This window comes from Pseudalkalibacillus hwajinpoensis (genome assembly GCF_015234585.1).
Lineage (GTDB): Bacteria > Bacillota > Bacilli > Bacillales > Guptibacillaceae > Guptibacillus > Guptibacillus hwajinpoensis_B.
The window spans coordinates 1,366,422-1,390,598 of sequence record NZ_JADFCM010000001.1; the positions used below are offsets into that span (position 1 = coordinate 1,366,422).

At 38.6% G+C, this 24,177-nt stretch carries 23 protein-coding genes and 2 other annotated features; of the genes, 22 read left to right on the forward strand and 1 reads right to left on the reverse strand.

The window, feature by feature from the left end; all coding sequences use genetic code 11:
- Positions 1-69 precede the first annotated feature (69 nt).
- The 3 genes from IQ283_RS06565 to IQ283_RS06575 are packed head-to-tail and all read left to right on the forward strand — an operon-like array spanning position 70 to position 1,501.
- Complete coding sequence (locus IQ283_RS06565) at positions 70-504, forward strand: MarR family winged helix-turn-helix transcriptional regulator (protein WP_194219302.1); 435 nt, start codon at positions 70-72, stop codon at positions 502-504.
- A gap of 27 nt (positions 505-531) precedes the next feature.
- A complete protein-coding gene (locus IQ283_RS06570; RefSeq protein ID WP_194219303.1) occupies positions 532-1,167 on the forward strand; it encodes a nitroreductase family protein in 636 nt (211 codons plus the stop codon).
- A 37-nt stretch (positions 1,168-1,204) separates the two neighbouring features.
- A complete protein-coding gene (locus tag IQ283_RS06575) occupies positions 1,205-1,501 on the forward strand; it encodes a putative quinol monooxygenase (RefSeq protein ID WP_194219304.1) in 297 nt (98 codons plus the stop codon).
- Between the two features lie 200 nt (positions 1,502-1,701).
- Here the strand turns inward: IQ283_RS06575 and ytvI are convergent, their stop codons facing one another.
- The gene (gene ytvI / locus IQ283_RS06580; RefSeq protein WP_194219305.1) at positions 1,702-2,811 is read right to left on the reverse strand and encodes a sporulation integral membrane protein YtvI; all 1,110 of its coding nucleotides are present in this window, start codon (positions 2,809-2,811) and stop codon (positions 1,702-1,704) included.
- Between the two features lie 137 nt (positions 2,812-2,948).
- Here ytvI and IQ283_RS06585 point away from each other — a divergent pair, with 137 nt between their 5' ends.
- The 19 genes from IQ283_RS06585 (at position 2,949) to thrS (ending at position 23,858) form a co-directional block, all read left to right on the forward strand.
- Positions 2,949-3,416, forward strand: coding sequence for a DUF441 domain-containing protein (locus IQ283_RS06585; protein ID WP_408962568.1), 468 nt, complete (start codon positions 2,949-2,951; stop codon positions 3,414-3,416).
- 254 nt (positions 3,417-3,670) lie between these two features.
- Entirely contained in the window at positions 3,671-4,786 is a 1,116-nt protein-coding gene (gene citZ / locus IQ283_RS06590) for a citrate synthase (RefSeq protein WP_194219306.1), read from the forward strand.
- 73 nt (positions 4,787-4,859) lie between these two features.
- Positions 4,860-6,131, forward strand: a complete 1,272-nt coding sequence (gene icd, locus IQ283_RS06595) for an NADP-dependent isocitrate dehydrogenase (protein WP_194219307.1) — start codon at positions 4,860-4,862, stop codon at positions 6,129-6,131.
- 47 nt (positions 6,132-6,178) lie between these two features.
- Positions 6,179-7,117, forward strand: coding sequence for a malate dehydrogenase (gene mdh, locus IQ283_RS06600; RefSeq protein WP_194219308.1), 939 nt, complete (start codon positions 6,179-6,181; stop codon positions 7,115-7,117).
- An 87-nt stretch (positions 7,118-7,204) separates the two neighbouring features.
- Positions 7,205-7,684 carry a MaoC family dehydratase gene (locus IQ283_RS06605; protein ID WP_194219309.1) on the forward strand — a complete coding sequence of 160 codons (480 nt, stop codon included), beginning with the start codon at positions 7,205-7,207 and terminating at the stop codon, positions 7,682-7,684.
- A gap of 196 nt (positions 7,685-7,880) precedes the next feature.
- The gene (locus IQ283_RS06610) at positions 7,881-8,597 is read left to right on the forward strand and encodes a response regulator transcription factor (RefSeq protein WP_194219310.1); all 717 of its coding nucleotides are present in this window, start codon (positions 7,881-7,883) and stop codon (positions 8,595-8,597) included.
- Positions 8,597-10,015 carry a two-component system histidine kinase PnpS gene (pnpS, locus tag IQ283_RS06615; protein ID WP_194219311.1) on the forward strand — a complete coding sequence of 473 codons (1,419 nt, stop codon included), beginning with the start codon at positions 8,597-8,599 and terminating at the stop codon, positions 10,013-10,015. Before IQ283_RS06610 ends, pnpS begins: the two co-directional genes overlap by 1 nt.
- A 325-nt stretch (positions 10,016-10,340) precedes the next feature.
- Positions 10,341-12,968 (forward strand): DNA polymerase I, encoded by a 2,628-nt coding sequence (polA, locus tag IQ283_RS06620; RefSeq protein WP_194219312.1) that lies wholly within the window; start codon positions 10,341-10,343, stop codon positions 12,966-12,968.
- Between the two features lie 20 nt (positions 12,969-12,988).
- Entirely contained in the window at positions 12,989-13,819 is an 831-nt protein-coding gene (gene mutM / locus IQ283_RS06625) for a DNA-formamidopyrimidine glycosylase (RefSeq protein WP_194219313.1), read from the forward strand.
- A gap of 65 nt (positions 13,820-13,884) precedes the next feature.
- Positions 13,885-14,517: a sporulation membrane protein YtaF gene (ytaF, locus tag IQ283_RS06630; RefSeq protein ID WP_194219314.1), complete on the forward strand. Its 633-nt coding sequence runs from the start codon at positions 13,885-13,887 to the stop codon at positions 14,515-14,517.
- Between the two features lie 16 nt (positions 14,518-14,533).
- Complete coding sequence (coaE, locus tag IQ283_RS06635; RefSeq protein WP_194219315.1) at positions 14,534-15,127, forward strand: dephospho-CoA kinase; 594 nt, start codon at positions 14,534-14,536, stop codon at positions 15,125-15,127.
- A gap of 172 nt (positions 15,128-15,299) precedes the next feature.
- Positions 15,300-16,328, forward strand: coding sequence for a glyceraldehyde-3-phosphate dehydrogenase (locus tag IQ283_RS06640; protein WP_194219316.1), 1,029 nt, complete (start codon positions 15,300-15,302; stop codon positions 16,326-16,328).
- A gap of 505 nt (positions 16,329-16,833) precedes the next feature.
- Positions 16,834-17,223, forward strand: coding sequence for an adenosylmethionine decarboxylase (gene speD, locus IQ283_RS06645; RefSeq protein ID WP_194219317.1), 390 nt, complete (start codon positions 16,834-16,836; stop codon positions 17,221-17,223).
- 152 nt (positions 17,224-17,375) lie between these two features.
- Positions 17,376-17,765, forward strand: coding sequence for a cytosolic protein (locus IQ283_RS06650; RefSeq protein WP_194219318.1), 390 nt, complete (start codon positions 17,376-17,378; stop codon positions 17,763-17,765).
- A 73-nt stretch (positions 17,766-17,838) separates the two neighbouring features.
- A complete protein-coding gene (gene nrdR, locus IQ283_RS06655) occupies positions 17,839-18,297 on the forward strand; it encodes a transcriptional regulator NrdR (protein ID WP_194219319.1) in 459 nt (152 codons plus the stop codon).
- A gap of 73 nt (positions 18,298-18,370) precedes the next feature.
- Entirely contained in the window at positions 18,371-19,717 is a 1,347-nt protein-coding gene (locus IQ283_RS06660; protein ID WP_242057289.1) for a replication initiation and membrane attachment family protein, read from the forward strand.
- Positions 19,718-19,732: 15 nt separating this feature from the next.
- A complete protein-coding gene (dnaI, locus tag IQ283_RS06665) occupies positions 19,733-20,665 on the forward strand; it encodes a primosomal protein DnaI (protein ID WP_194219321.1) in 933 nt (310 codons plus the stop codon).
- Positions 20,666-20,768: 103 nt separating this feature from the next.
- Entirely contained in the window at positions 20,769-21,605 is an 837-nt protein-coding gene (locus IQ283_RS06670) for a putative sporulation protein YtxC (protein WP_194219322.1), read from the forward strand.
- A gap of 56 nt (positions 21,606-21,661) precedes the next feature.
- Positions 21,662-21,877, forward strand: a binding site (T-box leader).
- A gap of 43 nt (positions 21,878-21,920) precedes the next feature.
- Positions 21,921-23,858, forward strand: coding sequence for a threonine--tRNA ligase (thrS, locus tag IQ283_RS06675; RefSeq protein ID WP_194219323.1), 1,938 nt, complete (start codon positions 21,921-21,923; stop codon positions 23,856-23,858).
- Between the two features lie 177 nt (positions 23,859-24,035).
- Positions 24,036-24,157, forward strand: a sequence feature (ribosomal protein L20 leader region).
- The last annotated feature ends 20 nt before the right edge of the window (positions 24,158-24,177 follow it).

Consider the following 24,177-nt stretch of genomic DNA (forward strand, 5'->3'; position numbering starts at 1 on the left):
GAACTCATCTAGTATATTAGTTGATGAGTCAACGATTGACCCATCAACTGATTGAAGGAGGAGGATGCGTTGAAGAATTCTTGTTCAAATGAAGGCGAAATTTTATATCAGTTAAATGATATTTACAAGCAAATGAGCCCTAAATTCGAACGATGCACCGGCATCAGTCAGTCTCGCTTAGAGCTCCTGCATAAATTGTTTGAGGTTGATGAAATTAGCCAAACAGCATTGCAGAAAGAAGTGAATATTGATAGCGCTGCTGTAACGAGACATTTAAAGCAGTTGGAAGTGAAAAAAATGGTTGCTCGTCGTAAAAATCCAGACGATAACCGGTTTACCTTCGTGAGGTTAACAGAAGAAGGCAGAGATCGAATTGCATCTTTTCGGAAAGAGAAAGAGCAATTCATTCAAAAGGTACTAAAAGATTTTACTGAGCAGGAACAATCAGAATTATCGAATATGCTTAACCGTATTCAAAGTAACATTAAAGAAATTCAATACTAACTAGAAAAGTACTAAGGAGAATTAACGATGAATGCAACGAAAATAAATGACTTTAACGAAATTATTACAGGGCGCCGCTCAATCCGCCATTATGATCCATCCGTGAAAATAAGTAAAGAAGAGATGACTGAAATACTAACTGAAGCAACACTCGCACCCTCTTCAGTGAACCTTCAACCATGGCGTTTTGTCGTTATTGATAGCGAAGAAGGAAAGGCGACATTAGCACCACTTGCTAAATTCAACCAGTCTCAAGTTGAAACTTCTTCAGCAATGATTGCCGTTTTTGTTGATATGAACAGCTTGGACTATGCTGATGAAATTTATGACACTGCTGTACAAAAAGGGTATATGCCTGCAGAAGTTAGAGATCAGCAGCTTCCAGCGATTAAAGGGTTGTTAGAAGGAATGTCAACAGAGCAGTTTAGAGAAATGAACCTCATTGATGGTGGTTTGGTATCCATGCAGTTAATGCTTGCTGCACGTGCACACGGTTATGACACCAATCCAATTGGAGGATATGAGAAAGCTCAAATCGCTGAAGCTTACGGTATGGATAAAGAGCGTTACTACCCAGTTATGTTGCTTTCAATTGGTAAAGCAGCAAATGAAGGCTACAAATCTGTACGCTTACCTGTTGAATCGATTGCAGAGTGGAAATAAAAAAATAAAAATAAAAATTGAAAAGAGGAAATGAACAATGATTATTATTCACGCAGGATTACAAATTAACCCGGCTAAAGAAGAAGAATTTCTTAAAGAAGTGACAACTTTGATTGAAGCGGCTAGAAATGAAGAAGGTAACATTTCTTATACACTTTCAAAAGAAGTTGAAAAAGAGAACACTTATAAAATGATTGAAGCTTATGAAGATATGGCTGCAGTCGAAGCGCATAACCAAAGTGCTCATTTTCAAGCTTTTGTAGGTAAAGCACCAGAATATCTAGTTGCACCTTTAGAAGTTAAAGTTTATGACGCTACTGAGATACAAAAATAATAACTACTAGATAGCGACAAGCTTTCGGCTGTAGCATGGGAACAACGTCCAAATGAGACGTTGCTCCCATGCTTTTTTTTTGCTCCATTATTAAAGGAGATTTGATATAGTCGCTCAGACTGATTTTTCTATTAGTGATTCATCCAATTGGTTTCTAGCGACGCCTGTACGAACCACTAAAGTTAACAGCGTAATTAGACTCATGCTCCTTTGATAAAACCCCAAATGTCCTTGAAAACATTTGCATGATAAAGAGTTTTTAGTACAACGAGAAGTACTGGGCCGATGATTAGACCAATGAACCCAAATAGTTGGAAGCCTACAAAGAGAGCAATCAATGTTGCGAGAGGATCGAGTCCAATATTCGATGATAGCACTTTAGGCTCCATGACTTGACGTTGAATCACGACAACTCCATAAAGAATAGAAAGTCCTATGGTCAATCCGTAGTTTCCGATTAAAAAGGAATAAATCATCCATGGCACGAAAATTGCGCCTGTACCAAGGTATGGTAGTAAATCGACAAGCCCAATGATAATCGCTATGGTAATCGCATAATCTACCCGTAAAATAAAAAGACCAACTAAAACAATGATCGCTGTCATTGAAATAAGGGTAAGCTGTGCTTTCAGAAAGCCAAATAGAGCGCGTCTTAAGTCAATATAAACGGTGCTAATACTTTCTTGGATATCAGTTCTTACTTTTAATTTCATCCAATTTATGAACTTATACCAGTCTTTACTAATAAAGAAAGTGGCAAGCATAGAAAAGACAAGAACTGTTAGGATCGTAGGTAAGCTGACGATAAACGAGCGGATTCCTTCAACAAGAGATTGAAGTATATTCGTAAGGGTAGTTGTAATGGTTGTTCCAATGGATTGGATATTATCGAGTACAGTGGTTTGTTGATCTTTGTTCAAATCCTTAAATAATTCTTCAAGCTGATAATAAAGTGGCATGACGTGAGACACGAAAAGATCTTCTATGAATAAGACAATTTCCTGAAAATTTCCTGGTAATACATTTGCGATATATACAACGCCTTGTACAACTTCATTTACTAGCAGAGCAATAAAGGCTGCAAGGACTCCTATAAGGAATAGAATTGATAGGGCTACAGCGAGCGGTCTCGGTATTTTCGCTCGGTTTTCTAATAAATCTACGAGAGGGTTAATTAGAAAAGCGAGCAGCAGAGCGATGACAAATGGATAAGCAAGATGCCAGATATAATAAAAGGAGATCAGAGAAACAATAATAAGAAGAATGACAAGTAGAAAGCGTAAGATTCTATGTATGTACTTCCAATTCATTTGAATCCCCCTTATGTCTTTCCTATATTTTACACCGGTTGCTTCGTGACAATCAATTGGGATTGAGATGATCCGTGCTTAAATTCATAAAATTTGTTATACTATAAGAGTTCTGTTAGTGTGAAAGAGGGAGTTATATGACAATTATTTCACAGCCTACCATCTTTTTGCTTATCTTACTTGGGATCGCACTTGTAGCGAAGAATAGCTCACTGATCATTGCGGTAGTCGTTTTATTACTAATCAAAGCAGTGGGATTAGGTGATAAAGTGTTTCCGATATTTCAATCCAAAGGCATTTCATGGGGCGTAACGATTATAACCATTGCCGTACTCGTTCCAATTGCTAGTGGTGAAATAGGGTTTAAGCAACTTGGAGAAGCTGTAAAATCTTCCTATGCCTGGATTGCGATGGGGGCAGGAGTGTTTGTAGCCATCATAGCTTCAAAAGGCATCGTCTTACTTCAGAATGATCCGCATATTACGACAGCACTTGTATTTGGTACTATTCTTGCAGTTGCCGTTTTTCAAGGGATTGCTGTAGGCCCATTAATAGGAGCTGGAATTGCCTACATGGCTATGAAAATTGTCGAATTTTTTAACTGAACGACTGTTCAGGAAGGGGTGCTTGTGCATTATTTCTTTGATTATCAATTCAGATTTTCGGCATATGAGAAAAAAAGGAATTGATGAAATTATGCATATTCATTCACAAATATCAGAGAATTGTTTATAATGAGAACTGACGCACCAACTTGTACATAGGTTCTTATTTTTTTTGGAGCGTTTTAAAAGCGTTATCAAAGCAGAATTTTTAGAAAATAACAGAGCCAATAATATGGAAAAGGAGAGGGAGACGTATGACGACTACACGCGGATTAGAAGGCGTAGTTGCAACAACATCATCGATTAGTTCTATCGTTAATGATGTCTTAACATACAGAGGATATAACATCGATGACCTCGCTGAGAATGCTAGTTTTGAAGAAGTAATTTATCTTTTATGGAATGATAAACTTCCAAATAAGACAGAACTTGAGGAATTTACAGCTGATTTTGCCAAAAATGCAGCTATTCCTGAAGAAATCGTTGCTCAAATGAAGTCTTATCCAAGTGATAAAGTACATCCGATGGCAGCTCTTCGTACTGCTGTTTCTACACTTGCTTTATATGACGAAGAAGCAGATGATATGAGTGAAGAAGCGAATTATCGTAAGGCGATTCGTCTTCAAGCTAAAATACCTACTGTTGTAACCGCTTTTTCCCGGGTTCGTGAAGGAAAAGATCCAGTAGAACCTAAGAAAGATCTAAGCTTTGCAGCTAACTTTTTATACACATTAACTGGTGAGCTTCCGGAAGATGTGGCTGTGACAGCTATCAATAAAGCCCTAGTCCTTCATGCAGACCATGAACTGAACGCTTCCACTTTTACCGCTCGCGTATGTGTAGCTACTTTATCTGATATGTATTCAGGTGTCACTGCAGCGATTGGTGCTCTTAAGGGACCTCTTCACGGTGGGGCAAATGAACGCGTGATGGCTATGTTAAGTGAAATCGGCAGCGTTGATAATGTCGAACCTTATTTGCAAAATGCATTTGATAACAAAGAAAAGATCATGGGCTTTGGACATCGCGTTTACAAGACAGGTGACCCGCGTGCGAAGCATTTACGAGAGATGTCACGTCAGTTAACTGACCTTACAGGTGAAACAAAATGGTATGAGATGTCAACGAAGATGGAAGAAATCGTTACAAGTGAGAAAGGTCTTCCACCTAACGTAGACTTCTATTCAGCTTCTGTTTACCATAGTCTTGGCATTGATCATGACCTGTTCACGCCACTTTTTGCAGTGAGTAGAGTTTCTGGTTGGATTGCTCATATCCTAGAGCAATATAGTAACAATCGCCTCATTCGTCCGCGTGCAGAATATATTGGTTCAACGAATCAGACATATGTAAAAGTAGAAGACAGATAGAAGAAAACTCAGGGAGGATCATTTCTTCCCTGCTTAGCTAACATAAAAGTTATTTCAATAGGAGGAATACAGAATGGCAAATGGAGAGAAGATTACCGTAAATAATGGTGTACTAAATGTTCCAGATCACGCAATTATTCCGTATATTGAAGGAGATGGGACTGGTCCCGATATTTGGGCAGCTGCCTCTAAAGTTATCGAAGGTGCCGTAGACAAAGCTTACGGAGGAAAGAAGAAAATTGTATGGAAAGAAGTATATGCAGGTCAAAAAGCCTACGATAAAACAGGTGAATGGCTACCAGCAGCTACTCTTGATGCAATTCGTGAATACATAATTGCAATTAAAGGGCCACTTACAACACCTGTAGGAGGAGGCATTCGTTCTCTTAACGTTGCACTTCGTCAAGAGCTTGATTTATTTACTTGCCTTCGTCCAGTTCGTTATTTTAAAGGAGTTCCTTCTCCAGTAAAACGCCCTGAAGATACAGATATGGTTATTTTCCGAGAAAATACAGAAGATATCTATGCTGGAATCGAGTTCCAAAAAGGATCAGATGAAGTGAAAAAAGTGATTTCATTCCTTCAAGATGAAATGGGTGCAAAAAACATTCGTTTCCCTGAAACTTCAGGTATTGGTATTAAGCCAGTTTCTGAAGAAGGAACGAAGCGTCTTGTTCGCGCAGCGATTCAATACGCTCTTGATGAAGGTCGTAGAAATGTAACGCTTGTTCATAAAGGGAACATCATGAAGTTCACAGAAGGCGCATTTAAAAACTGGGGCTATGAAGTGGCTGAACAAGAATTTGGAGATAAAGTCTTTACTTGGGCTGAATACGATCGTATCGTTGAAGAAAAAGGTAAAGATGCTGCGAACGAAGCTCAATCTAAAGCAGAAGGTGAAGGCAAACTCATCGTGAAAGATGCGATTGCGGACATTTTCTTGCAACAAATTCTTACTCGTCCAGCTGAGTTCGACGTTGTCGCTACAATGAACCTTAACGGTGATTATGTATCGGATGCTCTTGCAGCGCAAGTTGGTGGAATTGGTATTGCTCCAGGAGCCAATATCAACTATGAAACTGGTCATGCTATTTTTGAAGCAACGCATGGTACAGCTCCAAAATATGCTGGTCTTGATAAAGTGAATCCATCATCTGTTATTCTGTCAGGCGTTCTTATGCTTGAGCACATTGGATGGAATGAAGCAGCTAAGCTAGTTCTTGATTCCATGGAAAAATCAATTGCGAATAAAGTTGTAACATATGACTTTGCGCGACTAATGGACGGCGCAACAGAAGTGAAAACATCTGAATTTGGTGATGAACTAATCAACAATATGGACTAATTCAACAGACCACCAATTTTGAACTGGATTAAAGGAGTGGCTATTAAATGACAATGAAACGTAAGAAAGTTTCCGTAATTGGTGCAGGATTTACAGGTGCAACGACGGCTTTTCTACTAGCTCAAAAAGAACTTGCTGATGTAGTACTTGTAGATATCCCGAATCAAGAAGGTCCGACAAAAGGAAAAGCTCTTGATATGTTTGAAGCAAGCCCAGTTCAAGGATTTGACTCTAAAATCACAGGGACTTCAAGCTATGAAGATACAGCTGATTCAGATATTGTCGTTATCACTGCTGGAATTGCAAGGAAACCAGGGATGAGTCGCGATGATCTTGTGAATACTAATGCCAAAATCATGAAGAGCGTTACTCAAGAAATCGTAAAATATTCTCCTGAAACGACAATAATTGTTCTAACAAATCCTGTAGATGCCATGACGTATACGGTATTTAAGGAGTCAGGTCTCCCTAAAAACCGTGTCATTGGGCAATCAGGCATTCTTGATTCTGCACGATTCCGCTCATTTATTGCTGAAGAATTAAATCTTTCTGTGAAAGATATTACCGGTTTCGTACTTGGTGGTCATGGTGATGATATGGTACCACTTGTTCGCTATTCATTTGCTGGAGGCATCCCTCTTCAAAGCCTTATTTCTGAAGACCGACTTAATGAAATTGTAGAACGTACACGTAAAGGTGGCGGGGAAATTGTGAGCCTGCTTGGAAATGGTAGTGCTTATTATGCTCCTGCTGCATCTCTTGTTGAGATGGTTGAAGCCATTTTAAAAGATCAACGCCGTGTGCTTCCTACAATCGCTTATCTTGAGGGTGAATATGGCTATGATGGTCTATACCTTGGTGTGCCAACAATACTTGGCGGTGGTGGGATTGAAGACATCATCGAATTAGATTTAACTGACGAAGAAAAGAAAGAGCTGGATAAATCAGCTGAATCTGTTCGTAAAGTTATGACGGTATTAGGTTAATAAAGCCAATAAAGTAGATCCGGTGTTAACCGGATCTCTTTTACAATATTACAGGAAAGCGCTTTCTTATATAAAGGGGGGGGAGCTATGCTTTTAGGAAAAAAACGAAAAATTGGGCGAATGATTGAAGAGATCTCTGTTGGTGAAAAGCTTGAGGTATCAGAAAAGATAGAGGATCGAGATCTTCTTCTCTACCTTGGAATTTCCAATGATAACAATCCTCTATTCATTCAGCATGATTATGCCTCCATGACGCCTTTTAAAAAGCCGATTGTTCCGCAAATTATGCTCCTTGCTATCGTAACAGGTGCTATTTCTAAATATTTGCCAGGACCCGGAAGTAGTCTTAAGAAACATGAAGTGATATATGAAAACCCTGTGCATCATTATGAGACGCTTCACTTCAAGTTTGAAGTCACAAACGTGTCTAAAGAAGCACATGAAGTCGTCATAGCTGTTAAGGGTGTAAACGAATCGGAGGATTCCATTTTAGACGGAACTTTCACTGTCAGCCCTCCATATCCTGCTAAACCATTAACAAAGTCAACTTCATTTGATAATTTTTAGAGCCCATTTTGGGCTCTTTTTTTGTATCGAAATTTCATACGTATGGAAAACGGTTAATATCGTGGATAGCTTAAGTTTTTCTTTTGCCTTTGTGAAAAAAATAGTATGATGAAGGTATTCAGGCTAAAATAAAGAAAACCGCCTGGTATAAGAATCGGTATTGATGAATGGGGAAATTCGTTAGGGGGATTTGACAATGGCTCAAAAAATACTAGTTGTTGATGATGAAATATCAATTTTAACATTGCTTCAATTTAATCTTGAACAGGCAGGATACGAAGTCGTCACTGCTGAAAACGGTGCTGAAGCATTAGAAGTCGTGATTGAGGAAAAGCCGAATTGCATTATCCTTGATCTCATGCTACCTGAAATGGATGGATTAGAAGTATGTAAAGAATTGAGACAACGTCATATTCACACACCTGTGCTGATGTTAACTGCAAAGGATGATGAATTTGATAAAGTGCTTGGTCTTGAACTAGGTGCTGATGATTATATGACGAAGCCATTTAGTCCAAGGGAAGTAGTGGCCAGAATCAAAGCTATTCTCAGACGAGTGAAGCAACTTGAGGAATCAAAGGCTTCTAGCCAAATGGAAGAATCCGAAAAAATCCAAGTTGGAGAATTGGAAGTATACCCCAATAATTATGAAGCATTCTTCCAAGAAGAAATTATGGAGGTAACCCCGAAAGAATTTGAGTTACTCGTTTATCTTTTACGTCATAAAGGACGTGTACTTACAAGAGAGCAGCTGTTAAGCGCTGTATGGAATTATGATTTTGTTGGAGATACGAGAATTGTTGATGTGCATGTTAGTCACTTACGTGAAAAGATCGAACAGAATACGCGCAAACCTGAATACATTAAAACAATCAGGGGTCTTGGGTATAAGTTAGAGGAGCCCTCAATTTAATGAAAAGATTTCGTTCACGCTTTCTTAATGCTCAATTTGTTATCCTCTTTATCGTATTTTCTATGATGATCGTTTTCCTTGGCAATTTATTTGAAGGAATTCTATTCGAGAGTGCTAGTCAGGAAGCTCTATCGAATATGTGGCTGATATTGATTTTTTCTTTTGCAGCTGCTTTTTTTATCATTATATATATTAGTCTTCGTATCTCCAATCAGCTAACGAAGCCCCTGGAGGGAGCATTAAAGGTTGCGAATGAACTAGCTTCTGGAAATTTCAAGGCAAGAACATATGAGTATAAACTAGACGAGACAGGACAACTTAGTCATGCTTTAAATATACTTGCTAGAAATTTGCAAACCATGACGACATCTTATGAAATTCAGCAAAATCGTTTAATGACACTCATTGAAAACATGGATAGCGGCTTAATTCTTATTGATTCAAAAGGTCATATTAATTTAGTGAACCGCTTTTATAAAGATACCTTTCAAATCCAAGTAAATGATTATATGGACTTGCTTTATTATGAGGCTATTCCTTATCGAGATATTATTCGTATTGTTGAGGAGACACTTCTTGTAGAACAAACAGTGCGTAAGCAGGTTGAGTTAGAAGTGGGAATTGAAATAAGGCATTTTGATGTGTCTGGTGCACCAATTCTTGATCAGGACAATAAGCTGAAGGGTGTTGTCCTTGTTTTTCACGATATTACAGAATTGAAGAAGCTCGAACAAATGCGCAAAGACTTCGTAGCAAACGTTTCTCATGAATTGAAAACGCCGGTGACTTCGCTCAAAGGGTTTGCTGAAACATTATTAGATGGCGCTATGGAAAATAAAGCTTTTAGAACTCGTTTTCTTACCATTATTCTAAATGAGAGTGATCGACTTCAAAGTTTAATTCAGGATCTTCTCGATTTATCTAAAATGGAACAAAAGCATTTCTCATTAAACTGGCAAGTTGTGGACTTAAAAGAGGTTATTGATGATTGTTTGTTAATGACTCAAAGCAAAGCAGAAAAAAAGGGCATTGAAGTGAATGTCCAATATGAGGGGAATCTTCATATTAAAGGAGATACAAATCGTTTAAAACAAGTGTTTCTGAATTTAATTGCCAATAGCATTACGTATACACCGGAAGAAGGCAAAGTTACGATTTCTGTTAAAGAGTCAAGTGACATTGTTCAGTTCATTATTTCGGATAACGGAATTGGCATTCGTAAAGAAGAACTTCCTAGGATATTTGAACGTTTCTATCGAGTGGACAGGGCTAGAAGTAGAAATTCAGGCGGAACGGGTCTTGGGCTTGCTATAGTGAAACACCTTGTTGAAGCACATCATGGTCGTATTGATGTGAAGAGCGAACTTGGAGACGGGACAACATTCGTGATTACACTTAACAAAGAGAGACATTTCTAAACTTTACGATTTCTTTACACTCTATTTATATGTCCTTTAAACTATTTCTGTAAAGTAACAATTGACCCCTTCATCATGACGAGAGCATATTTTTGAGACGAGTATAACTCGTCTCTTTTTTTTAGCTCATATTATGGAATGCTTTCTATACAAAATCAAAACTTTATTGAATATGTTAAGTCGTAATTTTCTTATGCTTTTTTTGTTTATTGGCGCTTGTTTTTCTTTCTTTTTGCCATCGTGGTAAAATGAAAGGAGCAGGCGTCGCTTTTTATAATTTTAGCGATAATAAAACGTCTATATGAATGAAACGGGAGGATTTCGATTGAAAAACAAATTAGTATTAATTGATGGAAATAGTATTGCTTATCGTGCATTTTTCGCATTGCCATTGCTAAACAATGATAAGGGTGTATATACGAATGCGGTGTTAGGTTTTACAACGATGTTGCTGAAGATTATTGAAAATGAATCACCAACTCATATGCTCGTAGCGTTTGATGCAGGAAAAACCACGTTCCGTCATAAGACATATACAGAATACAAAGGTGGTAGACAAAAGACTCCTTCTGAATTGAGTGAACAGTTTCCTGTCATTCGTGAGGTGCTAGATGCCTTTAATATTAAGAGATATGAAATTAAGAACTATGAAGCAGATGACATTATTGGAACGGTATCAACCATTGCGAGTAAGGAAGATTGGGAAGTTAAAATATACTCCGGTGATAAGGATCTTCTTCAGCTAGTTTCAGATAACGTTCATGTTGCTTTAACTCGTAAAGGGATTACAGATATTGATACATATGACCCTGCATTTCTTAATGAAAAATATGGACTTTCTCCAGATCAAATTATCGATATGAAGGCGCTAATGGGTGATAACTCGGATAATATCCCTGGGGTACCAGGGGTTGGAGAAAAAACGGCTCTTAAATTATTGAAGCAGTTTGGCACAGTTGATGCGGTTTATGAGTCGCTTGATAAAGTGTCGGGCAAAAAGCTTAAGGAAAAACTTGAAGAGAACCGTGATCAGGCCATGATGAGTAAGGAACTCGTAACAATATTTAAGGAGACGCCTCTTGAGCTTGGAATAAATGATCTGTCATATAGAGGATATGAACATGATGCTGTAGTTTCATTATTTAATGAGCTCGGCTTTAAAAACCTTCTTAGTCGAATTGGTGGAGAGCAAAATGAGGAACAAGAAATAGATGAATTGTCTTTTGATTTGGTTAAAGAAATTGAAGAGCATCATTTAATCAGTCCTTCTGCCATGATCGTTGAGGTAATGGAAGAAAATTATCACAATGCGGAAATACAAGGTATTTCTATTGTAAATGAAAATGGGAATTATTTCATACCAACCGAAGTCGCAATGTCTTCTAAGCTATTAAAAAACTTCCTTGAAGATCGATCTCAGAAGAAGTGGGTGTTTGATGCGAAGCGAGCAGTTGTTGCTCTAGGGTGGAAAGGGATTGCGCTAGAAGGCATTACGTTTGATTTAGTAATTGCTTCTTATTTACTGAATCCCTCTGAGTCAACGCATGATATATCTGCTATTTCTCGTCGAGAAGGCTTTTCAATCGTTTCCTCTGATGAATCGGTTTATGGTAAAGGGGCAAAACGCAAACTTCCAGAACAAGACGAGCTTGCAGACCACCTTGTTCGAAAAGCTTTCGCTGTTTTCCAATTAAAAGAGACACTTGAAGAACAGTTAAAAAAGAATGAACAATATGAGCTATTTCACGATCTTGAAATGCCGTTAACCCTTGTTCTTGGTGAAATGGAAACAAAAGGTGTATCCGTTGATACGAAATTCCTTGAGAAAATGGGTGCAGAGTTAAATGAGAAATTAAGCAAAATCGAAGCAAGGATTTTTGAACTTGCAGGTACAGAGTTTAACATCAATTCGCCTAAGCAACTCGGTGAGGTTCTATTTGATAAGCTAGAGCTTCCGGTGATTAAGAAAACAAAAACTGGATATTCAACTTCAGCTGATGTACTCGAAAAGCTTGAAAGTAAACACGATGTTATTCCAGAAATTCTTCTTTACCGTCAATTAGGGAAGTTGAATTCAACATATGTAGAAGGATTACTAAAAGTGATCTATTCTGATACTGGGAAAATTCATACAAGGTTTAACCAGGCTCTCACGCAAACAGGTCGACTTAGCTCTACAGACCCTAACTTACAGAACATTCCGATTCGTTTAGAAGAAGGCCGTAAGATTAGAAAAGCTTTCATTCCATCTAATGAAAACTGGGTTATGTTTGCGGCAGACTATTCGCAAATTGAACTAAGAGTCCTTGCACACATCGCTCAGGATCAAAACTTAATCGAAGCTTTCCAACAGGATGAGGATATTCATACGAAAACAGCGATGAATGTGTTCAACGTTAACAAGGATGACGTTACGTCGAATATGAGAAGACACGCGAAAGCTGTTAATTTCGGAATTGTTTATGGTATTAGTGATTATGGTCTTTCTCAAAGTATTGACGTTTCGAGAAAGGAAGCTGGCGAATTCATCGATCGGTACTTAGAGAGTTTCCCAGGGGTAAAAAATTACATGGAAGATGTAGTTGTTAAGGCGAAAGAAGATGGGTATGTATCAACAATGCTCCAGCGAAGAAGATATCTGCCCGAAATTAACTCAAGGAACTTTAATCAAAGAGGGTTTGCTGAAAGAACGGCAATGAACACACCGATTCAAGGAACGGCTGCTGATATTATTAAGCTTGCAATGGTTCAAATGGATACGCGATTAAAAGAAGAAAATCTAAAAACGCGTATGCTACTTCAAGTACACGATGAATTAATTTTTGAGGCACCAGAAGAAGAAATTGAAACGTTAAAACGCATCGTACCTGAAGTGATGGAATCTGCAATCAAACTGGATGTACCGCTGAAAGTTGATTATGAATATGGCTCCACCTGGTATGATGCGAAGTAGGCATCAAAGGAGAGGGAATAATGCCTGAATTACCAGAAGTAGAAACAGTTAAACGCACGCTCGAAGAATTAATCGTAGGGAAACGGATTACAAATGTAATAGTAAAATGGCCAAAAATCATCAAGAAACCTGATGATGTCGAAGCATTTAAAATGAAGGTGATTGGACAGACATTTAAGGGTGTAAGAAGAAGAGGGAAGTTTCTAAAACTTATACTCGAGGATGATGTGATTGTTTCGCATCTTCGAATGGAAGGGAAATATAAGTTAACATCTATAGAAGAAGAGTTTGATCATCATACTCACGTATTCTTCACTTTTGATGATGGGACAGAACTTCGATACCATGATGTACGTAAATTTGGCACGATGCACTTGTTTCCGATTGGAATAGAAGAAAATGAGTTGCCGCTTGCTCAGCTAGGTTATGAACCATTTTCTGATCAGTTTACCCCAGAAGTTTTACAACAGGGGTTTAAAAAGACTTCTAGGAAAGTAAAAACGGTATTATTAGATCAAACAATCGTTGTGGGATTAGGAAATATTTATGTGGATGAGGCATTGTTTAAAGCTGGTATTCATCCTGAGCGAGTGGCTTCAACGTTAAAAGAAAACGAAATTGAAGAGCTTCATGCTGAGATTGTGAATACGTTAAAAGATGCTGTAAACAAAGGTGGAAGTACAATACGTTCCTATGTAAATAGTCAGGGAAAAGTTGGAACTTATCAGGACAGTTTATTTGTCTATGGTAGAGCAGGTCAAGAGTGTAAGAGGTGCAATGGAGAACTTTCCAAAATCGTAGTCGGTGGGCGCGGTACGACATTTTGTCCCGCCTGTCAGATAAATGAGTGATTCGTAGCGTTGGATGGGCTGCTTTCATATACTATTTAAGATTTTAGTATGGAAGGAGCTCGCCTATGTACTGGGTTTCTCTTTGTTTCTTAGCACTTGCAGTAAGTGTAGATGGATTTGGGGTCGGCTTAACTTATGGCTTACGAAGAATGAGGATTCCTTTTAAGTCAATTCTCATTATTTCAATCTTTTCGGCGGTCTCCATGTTGGTCGCTATGGGGTTTGGGTCACTTTTACAATTATGGATATCAGATATATTAGCCCAGCGTATTGGAGGCGGCATCCTTATTGCGCTTGGTGGCTGGGTGCTGTATCAAATGTTTCGTAACAATAAAGAAGCAGAAAAAACTGTTTCAGAGCGAATCCTTCTTCATTATGAAATTCGCTCGCTTGGAGTGGTCATCAGTATATTAAGAAAGCCGACAACAGCCGATTTTGATGACTCCGGTACGATTACAGGTATTGAAGCTATCATGCTCGGTGCAGCATTGTCGCTTGATGCCTTTGGAGCAGGGATTGGTGCGTCAATGGTTGGGTTTCCACCAATTGAAACTTCTCTTTTAATCGCATGTATGAGTTCGTTATTCCTGCTTTTAGGTCTTAAGTTTGGTAACTTCACTTCAAATATTAAATGGATGGATAAACTTTCTTTTTTACCAGGGTGTTTACTCATCATTCTGGGCTTTATGAGAATGTAGGAAAGGAGAAGATACGATGGATATAGGACTTACCGGTGGAATTGCTAGTGGAAAAAGTACTGTGGCAGAAATGATTCGCCGATATAACATACCAATAATTGATGCAGATGTGATGGCAAGAAAAGTGGTTGAACCTGGTGAGCCAGCTCTAGAAGAGATTTTTCGTTTGTTTGGAGAGGAAATGAAGGATGATAATGGTGGGCTTGATCGGAAGAAGCTTGGCTCTGTTATCTTTAAGGACGATGACAAGCGTAAGCAATTAAATCGTGTTCTTCATCCTGCTATTCGAAAAGGAATGCTTGACGAAGCTGCAGCTTATAAAGAACAAGGAAACGCTCACGTAGTATTCGATATTCCGCTGTTATTTGAAAGTAAACTGACTCATATGGTAGATCAAACACTTCTTGTCTATGTTAATGCTGACGTTCAGTTGAAACGATTAGTGGAGCGAGACGGTAGTACAGAAGAAGAGGCAACCGATCGCATACACTCTCAATTGCCTATCGAACAGAAGAAAAAGCTTGCTGATGAAGTGATTGATAATATGGGAACACGTGAAGAAACAGATAAGCAGCTTAGGAACATTCTAACTAAATGGAAAATTATTTAAAAAAATACGCCTTTTCTGGCGTGTTTTTTTGCATTTATTTAGACGGTTGCTCAGATATATGACGATTTACAAAAATAGTGTAAATTAATCTTTTCAATTGCATATTATATGTTATACTAATTTTGTGATAGGGGAAATAAGTATAACACATATATGGCAGGAGGAACGCTGGATGAAATCAAGAGTAGCGATTAATGGCTTTGGAAGAATTGGGCGTATGGTATTTAGAAAGGCAATTATGGAAGATAGTTTAGAAGTTGTGGCAATTAACGCTAGCTATCCGCCGGAAACGCTCAGCCATTTAATTAAATATGATAGCATTCACGGTACATTTGATGGAGAAGTAGTCCCTGTTGAAAACGGGATAAAAATTAATGGTAAAAAAGTTGTTGTTTTAAACAACCGTGATCCGAAAAGTCTTCCTTGGAAGGATATGGGGATCGATATTGTGATTGAAGCCACTGGTAAATTCCGTACAAGAGAAGAAGCAGCTTATCATATTGATGCGGGTGCTACCAAGGTAATCATAACAGCTCCTGGTAAAAATGAAGATCTTACAATTGTTATGGGCATAAATGAAAGCGAATACAAGAATGAGGAACATCACGTTCTTTCAAACGCTTCTTGTACAACCAACTGTCTTGCTCCTGTAGTACAGGTGCTTGATAAATCCTTTGGTGTTGTCTCGGGAATGATGACAACTGTGCATGCGTATACGAATGACCAAAAAAATATCGACAATCCACATAAAGATTTGAGAAGAGCTCGCGCTTGTGGTCAGTCAATCATACCGACTTCGACAGGAGCGGCAAAAGCAATTTCTAAAGTTTTACCACACCTTGAGGGGAAACTTAACGGCATGTCACTTCGTGTACCTACACCAAATGTCTCACTTGTAGATCTTGTAGTAGATCTTGAGAAGGATGTGACAATTGATCAGGTTAATGATGCTTTAAAGGCTGCTTCCGAGGGACCGCTTCGAGGAATTCTTGGCTACTCTGATGAACCTCTCGTTTCCATTGATTACAACGGAAATGATCATTCATCGATTGTCGATGGACTTTCTACAATGGTCGTTGAGAATAAGAAAGTAAAGGTTCTTGCCTGGTACGATAATGAATGGGGTTACTCATGCCGAGTTGTTGATATGGCGAAGTATGTGGGAGAAAGAATACCCGAGAGATTGAAAGCAATCGTATAGAAAGAGGGAGAAGAAGCGGTATCTCACCGCTTCTTTTTTATAAGCTTGTGTTATTGATATCTCGATTATTGTTCGAATCAATGGGTTGACCCAGCGCGTAAATACTACAAAAATCAACAAGGCTCGTTAATATAGTCGGTATGTAAAAAAAAGAAATGATAGTAATCGCGGAATGCACATCTTAGTTAACGGAGCAGTTAACGATAAACCAAATATATTTGAATGATTGATTCATACTAAAGCTAATAGGATAAAATTAGTCATATGAGAGTTTAAGGAGCTTTAATGCTCTATAAAGACGAATTAACAAAAAGGTTCTCTAATTTATTCTTGCAAATCTATTTTAAAAGCCTTATACTATTTTTCGTGAACTTCTTTTATAGCAATTTGGCATTGAAAACTACTTAAAGGGTTAGGACCTCATCGGACTAACTTTCCCCCGTGGTGGATTTTCGATACCGCATGCTAATCAATGCATGAGTAAATTTAAAGGGGGAATTTTGCTATGGATACAATGGGTCGTCACGTCATTGCTGAACTATGGGGCTGTGACATTGAAAAATTAAACAACATGAAATTTATTGAAGAAACGTTTGTTGAAGCTGCTCTTAAGTCTGGTGCTGAGGTTCGTGAAGTTGCATTTCATAAATTCGCTCCACAAGGCGTTAGTGGTGTTGTTATTATTTCTGAATCACACTTAACGATTCACAGTTTTCCTGAACATGGTTATGCAAGTATTGATGTATATACTTGTGGAGATCTTGATCCTAACGTTGCGGCTAACTATATTGCTGATGCTCTAGGTGCAGATTCACGAGAAAACATTGAACTTCCTCGAGGCATGGGTCCGGTCAAACCTAAAGTTAGAGAAGAACAGTCAGCGTTTACTTCATAATAATACAATGATTGAAAAGGGTGCTCAGTGCACTCTTTTTTTATATTCACTAAGAAGACATCTCGCTTTTCCTAACGGTCCTATTCCTTTCATTGTGATTGATTTATCAGTCATTTATTGCTATTCTTAAAAAAAATAGAGGAGGACCTGGGGTGGGAATAAAAGAATTTTTTAGCAACCGTTCTGAAACTGGGGAAAGACATCCGAATGATGCACTTAAAACCCATTATTTTAAAGCGACAAAGGAACAGGCTTTTACAGAAGCAAAAGCCGTCCTTCAACAGCACTATAAAGGTGAAATCGTTACGAATTCTCCGGAGCGTGGAGAATTTGTTTTTCAAGTGAAAGGTCCTAAAAAGGCTCTTATTGTTGTAACAGTTGTCACGGTTCGTGCTTATAGAACTGCAGTCGATTTCTCTGTTTCAACAGAGACGCCTCTTCCGGTTGATTTTGGATACAGTAAGAAAGTGATTGAAACCATTTATAATGATTTAAAAAAGAAACTTACGTTAATCGGAACAGGGATTTCTGAGCAGTTTTAAGGGTAGGTGTGTCTTGACACATTTTATGCTAAAATAGTAGTAGAAATCTTGTTCGTTTAGTGGAGATGATCTTATGCGTTGTCCCAACTGCAATCACAATGGTACAAGGGTGCTTGATTCTCGGCCGGTTCACGAGGGCCGTTCGATTCGTAGGCGCCGTGAGTGTGAATCGTGTACGTATCGATTTACGACATTTGAAACAGTTGAAGAAATACCGCTTATAGTAGTGAAAAAAGAAGGAACTAGAGAAGAGTTTAGCAGGGATAAAATTCTTAGAGGTTTAATTAAAGCCTGTGAAAAAAGGCCTGTTCCACTTGAAACTCTAGAAACAATTGTTAATGAAATCGAACGTGATCTTCGTAATCAGGGAGCTTCCGAGATCAGTAGTGATGCTGTGGGAGAGCTTGTTATGGATCAGCTGGCAAAAGTTGATGAAGTTGCTTATGTTCGATTTGCTTCTGTCTATCGTCAGTTTAAAGATATTAATGTTTTTATCCGCGAATTAAAAGAATTAATTAACAGAGCAGAATAACAAAGGGGGAGCTTCGCGTAAGCTCTTTTTTTGTACGGTTTCAAAAATTATGAGGAATACAAAGGTGAAGCATATGCATTGGAAAGAACTTCTTCCTGTTGATACGCTTCAGATTGAAGCATCCGGACTTTTGCACGAGTATGATCGAAGAGTACTAACATTGTTATATCAACCTTTAATCGGGGCTCCGGCCTACAGTCTTTATATGACTCTCTGGAGTGCTCATGAGCAGCAGAATCATTTTGTTACAACAATGACTCATCATAATTTGCTACTTATGATGAGATGGGATTTGAAGAGAGTACTTGAAGAGAGACGTAAATTAGAAGGAATTGGCCTGTTGAAAACATATGTAAAAGACAGTGGAGATCCTAGACATTTTACTTATGAATTGCAAGCTCCTCTCACACCGGAACGCTTCTTCAATGATGGCGTACTGAATATTTATTTATTCAATCGATTAGGACGTAATCGATACAATGATCTAAAAAAGCACTTCACAGTGGAAAAGGCAGATCTAGCTGAGTATAGTGACGTGACTGCATCATTTAATGAAGTATACGATTCTCTTCACCCGTCTGAAATGACTGGTATGAGCGAAGTAGAAGAGGAAGTAACGATAGAGAAACGTGATGAAAATAAAGGCCTTGTTTTTACTTCTTCGCAATTCGACTTCGATATGATGAAGCAGCACATTTCTGATATGATTGTCACTGAGAAAATGTTTACAGAGTCTGTTAAGAAAACGATTGAGCGACTTGCTTTTGTGTATAAAATTGAACCATATGAAATGGGCCGGATTGTGGAACAAGCTGCAATTCACCATGACGAACTTTCTGATGATCTATTGCGAAAGGAAGTAAGCAGTTGGTTCGCGCTTGAAAATCGTGGCAAAGTGCCTGCTCTCCAATATAGAAGTCAACCTGTTTCTTTACAAGAGTTTCATAAGAAAGAACCTGAGACAGAAGAAGAGAAAGCGGCGCAGAGATATGAACAGATGACGCCATATGATATTCTTCAGCGAGCAGCTGAAGGGGGAAAACCTTCTGAAGCAGATATGAAGCTTGTGGAGCGAATAATGGATGAACAAAAGCTGAATCCTGGTGTTATGAATGTCTTACTTGATTTCATTCTAGAAACGCAGGATAAGAGGTTATCGAAGAATTATGTAGAAAAGTTTGCGAGTCACTGGGCAAGGGCAAGGGTAAAGACAGTAAGAGAAGCAATGAACCTTGCCATTAAAGAGCTTCAGCAACCGGCCAAGAAAAAGACAGGCTCTTCCAATCGTGGGAAACCTGCCGCTAGAAAAGACAAAGTGCCTGAATGGATTTCAGATCAAAAAGAACCGGATATGTCTCATGAGGAGCGATCTGAGAAACAGGATCAGCTTAAAAAGATGCTAAGTAAATATAAGAAATAAGCGGGGTGAACAAGAATGGAATCAATCCAGGAATCATTTAACAAGATGCCAGGCAATAAGAAATTCCAGGAACAGTACCAAGAGATGAAGAAGGCTATTATGGCCGATGAAGATATTCGTGCATTTATTGAAGAGCATGACGAGGTCGATGACAAAATAATTGATAGAAGTCTTGCAAGACTATATGAATATACAACACAAGCAAAGCGATGTGAAGGATGCCCTGGTCTCTCGAACTGCATTAATATGATGGAGGGGTACGAGCCTGAGCTATTTATTAATCGTTCGGTGATTGATATTCGCTACAACCGTTGTCCAACAAGAATTGAAGATGATAAGAACAAAAAGCGTAATCAGATGATTCAAAGCTACTATATTCCGAAAGAAATTCTTCAGGCTACCTTCGCGGATTTGGATGATGAAGATCCTGTTAGAATTGAAGCGATTGGGACGGCGATTCAATATGTAGAAGATTTCGTTCCTGGTGAAACCACTAAAGGGCTTTATATTCATGGAGGTTTTGGGGTAGGGAAAACGTTTATTCTCGGGGCTATTGCAAACCAGCTGGCGAAAGAAAAAGGGGTTCGTTCTCAGTTTATTTATACTCCGGATTTCTTCCGTCAAATGAAAAGCGCCATTCAAGATCAATCTATTGATGAAAAGCTTGATTATTTAAAAGAAACACCGCTCTTGATACTTGATGATATTGGAGCGGAAAATATCTCAAGTTGGGTACGAGATGATATTCTTGGAGCTTTATTACAATATCGTATGACTGAGGGGTTACCAACTCTGTATTCATCTAACCTGGACTATGCTTTGCTTGAAGATCATTTAGCTTATTCCCATAAAAGTGGAATTGAAGAAACAAAAGCTAAGCGGATTATGGAGCGAATTAAGCACTTTACCACGCCTGTATTTTTAGAGGGTAAAAATAGACGAGTTTAAAGTCTTCCATTACGGAAGGCTTTTTTTTTGTGGTTCTATACATCATTTCGCATATTCTGCCATATAGATTCTAATGAGAAGGTAGTGGACAGGAGGGAATGCGTTGGTTTCGATAACATTTACTGATATAGATGACTTCCAATTTGTATTCGATCAATTGAACAAGTTCATTAAAATCGGTGACTCAGTCATTGTAAATGAAGAAGAGTTAAGTTTTTCTGTTGCGATAGGCCCATATGATACAAAACTGTGTTATCAGATTTCTCAATGCATTGCTAACTGTGTGAGTACCTTTTATGAGAAGCGTTGGATGGAACAGCTATTAACTTCAACGTATTATTATCAAGATAAAGATGAAATTGGTGAAATTACATCCATTGCTCGAAGTATTGGAGATGGGGATAAAGAAGACTATCCAGGTGCTCATCGCTATGCTAATCGAAGGGACGTACTGCTTCAGTCAACATTATCGTGTATTGAACAGGGTGGAACTATTTTGTTTGATTCTTTTTTAAGATTTCGAACGGGTCCTTATCGTGCTTTGCTAAATGAATTGATTGGAGAAGCGATTGACGAATATAAACTTGAACAAGAATATCAAAACTTCGTTGAAGGTTTAAGAATTCTATTGCGATCCAGGCAATCTCTTCAGAAAAAAGTAGTTCTTGTTTATGATAAAACATATCAATTATTTGATATGAATGGGTCACTATTAACTGGTATAGAAGGGAAGTTGGAAGACCTTCCTGTTGGGCTAACCATAGATGAGATAGATTCTGAAATTCTATTTCCCCTTCTGCTGCTTGCTCCAGAAGAAGTTTGTATTTACACGGATGATTCCGATGAGGGGCTCGTTCAAACAATCCGAAATGTTTTTGAAGAAAGGTTAAGTTTTTTTCCGTATCGTATGTCTAAACTATTTTTTTCAGGCAATCCTTAAAATAAGCTTGATTTTCATATGTACACTACTTATAATACCTACATACACGCATATACGTAATTGTTACGATAAGGACATGAGATGTGTTGTTAGCTTTCAGAGAGGGAAGGATTGGTGCGAACTTCCTAGCGAGACGAGCATACTTACCACCTTTGAACTCTGCCCTGGAAATGGGGTGGCGTTTCTGCTACGTTACAGCAGTCTGAGCCGTATAGGTTATTATCTTATGCGGGAAGCAGGGTGGAACCACGAGATCAACACTCGTCCCTTTTGGGATGGGTGTTTTTTATATGCAAAAAAAAGGAGTGAAGAAGCATGGCTGAAATGGTAAAAATAACGTTTCCTGACGGTTCTGTAAAGGAATTTAATAAAGGGACAACAACGGAAGAGATTGCAAGCTCAATCAGCCCGGGCCTAAAGAAAAAGGCTCTTGCAGGAAAAGTTAATGGTGTTCTTTTTGATTTGAGACGCGAAATTGAAGAGGATGCTTCTATTGAAATTGTAACACCTGAAAGTGAAGACGGTCTTGAAGTGCTTCGTCATAGTACAGCGCACCTGATGGCACAGGCAATTAAGCGCCTTTATAGTGATGTGAAACTAGGAGTAGGCCCGGTTATTGATAGTGGTTTCTACTATGATATTGACTGCCCTGTATCTATTACGCCTGAGGACCTGCCTAAGATTGAGAAAGAAATGAAGAAAATCATTAATGAAAATCTTGAAGTGAAGCGTATCGTTGTAAGCCGCAGTGAAGCAGAGAAAATGTTTAAAGAGATTGGCGATGAGCTGAAATTAGAGCTATTAGAAGCTATTCCAGCTGACGAACAAGTGACAATTTATGAACAGGGTGAATTCTTTGACCTTTGTCGTGGACCACACGTTCCTTCTACTAGTAAGATTAAAGCCTTTAAATTACTTTCGATTGCAGGCGCTTATTGGCGTGGAGATAGCGAAAACCAGATGCTTCAACGCATTTATGGAACTGCTTTTCCAAAGCAATCTCAAGTTGAAGAATACCTTCATCTTTTAGAAGAAGCCAAAGAACGTGATCACCGCAAACTCGGTAAAGAACTTAAGCTATTTACTATTTCCCAAGAAGTAGGACAGGGACTTCCGATTTGGTTGCCAAGAGGGGCGACTATTCGTCGGACGATTGAACGATATATTGTAGATCTTGAGGAGCGTCTTGGTTATAACCATGTATATACACCTCATCTTGCAAATGTTGATCTATATAAAACGAGTGGTCACTGGGATCACTATCAGGATGATATGTATCCTCCGATGAAAATGGATGAAACAGAAGAACTGGTTCTTCGTCCAATGAATTGCCCGCATCATATGATGATTTATAAAAACGATCTAAAAAGTTATCGTAGTCTTCCATACCGCGTTGCAGAGCTTGGAACAATGCATCGATATGAAATGTCTGGTGCGCTAGCAGGTCTTCAGCGCGTACGTTCGATGACGCTAAACGACGCTCACATCTTCTGTCGTCCTGATCAAATCAAGCAAGAATTTATCGAAGTTGTCGAGCTTATCCAGGAAGTTTATAAAGACTTTAACATCAGTGACTACTCATTCCGTCTTTCTTATCGCGACCCAGCAGATAAGAAAAAGTATATCGACAATGATGAAATGTGGGAAAAAGCACAAAGAATGCTTAAAGAAGCAATGGATGACCTTAACGTCGAATATGTGGAAGCTGAAGGCGAAGCGGCATTTTATGGTCCGAAATTGGATGTTCAGGTGAAAACAGCTCTAGGGAAAGAGGAAACTCTTTCGACTGTTCAACTTGACTTCCTACTTCCAGAGCGATTTGATCTATCTTATATTGGTGAAGATGGCAACCACCATCGTCCGGTTGTTATTCATCGCGGCGTTGTTTCTACAATGGAACGCTTCGTAGCATTCTTAATTGAAGAATACAAAGGAGCATTTCCAACTTGGCTTTCTCCTATCCAGGCGGAAATTATTCCGGTATCAGAAGTTCACTTAGAATATGCGAAGAACGTTCAGAAAAAACTTCAGCGTGCAGGAATTCGTGTCGAGGTTGACGAACGCAATGAAAAGATTGGTTACAAAATTCGTGAAGCTCAAATGCAGAAAATTCCTTACATGCTCGTAGTAGGTGATAAAGAGGTTGAAGGTGAAGCGGTTAACGTACGCCGCTACAGCCAGCAGGATTCTGAGACTGTTTCATTGAATGATTTCACAGCTAGAATTGAAGAAGAAATTAAACAGAAGAAGTAATGTAAGACCGGCATAATTGCCGGTCTTTTATTAATATAGAAAAGAAATTTACAAAAAACACTTGTCACAAAGGGAAAGATTCGTTATGATAATCAAGTGCACTTCGAACGAATCTTATCACCTTGACATACATTTGGTCAGCATGGTATACTGTCTTAGGTAATTAAATATCGGAAACAAAGCAAGCAGAAGCGCCCGCTTCTCACCTGATTGACGCCGTAATTGGTAGTTTGCAGGTACACTGTTCTTATAATTGTGTAATGTGTGGGTGCCGTATGCGCCGACGCTTTTTTTATGCTTTGAACCGGATATAAACCAT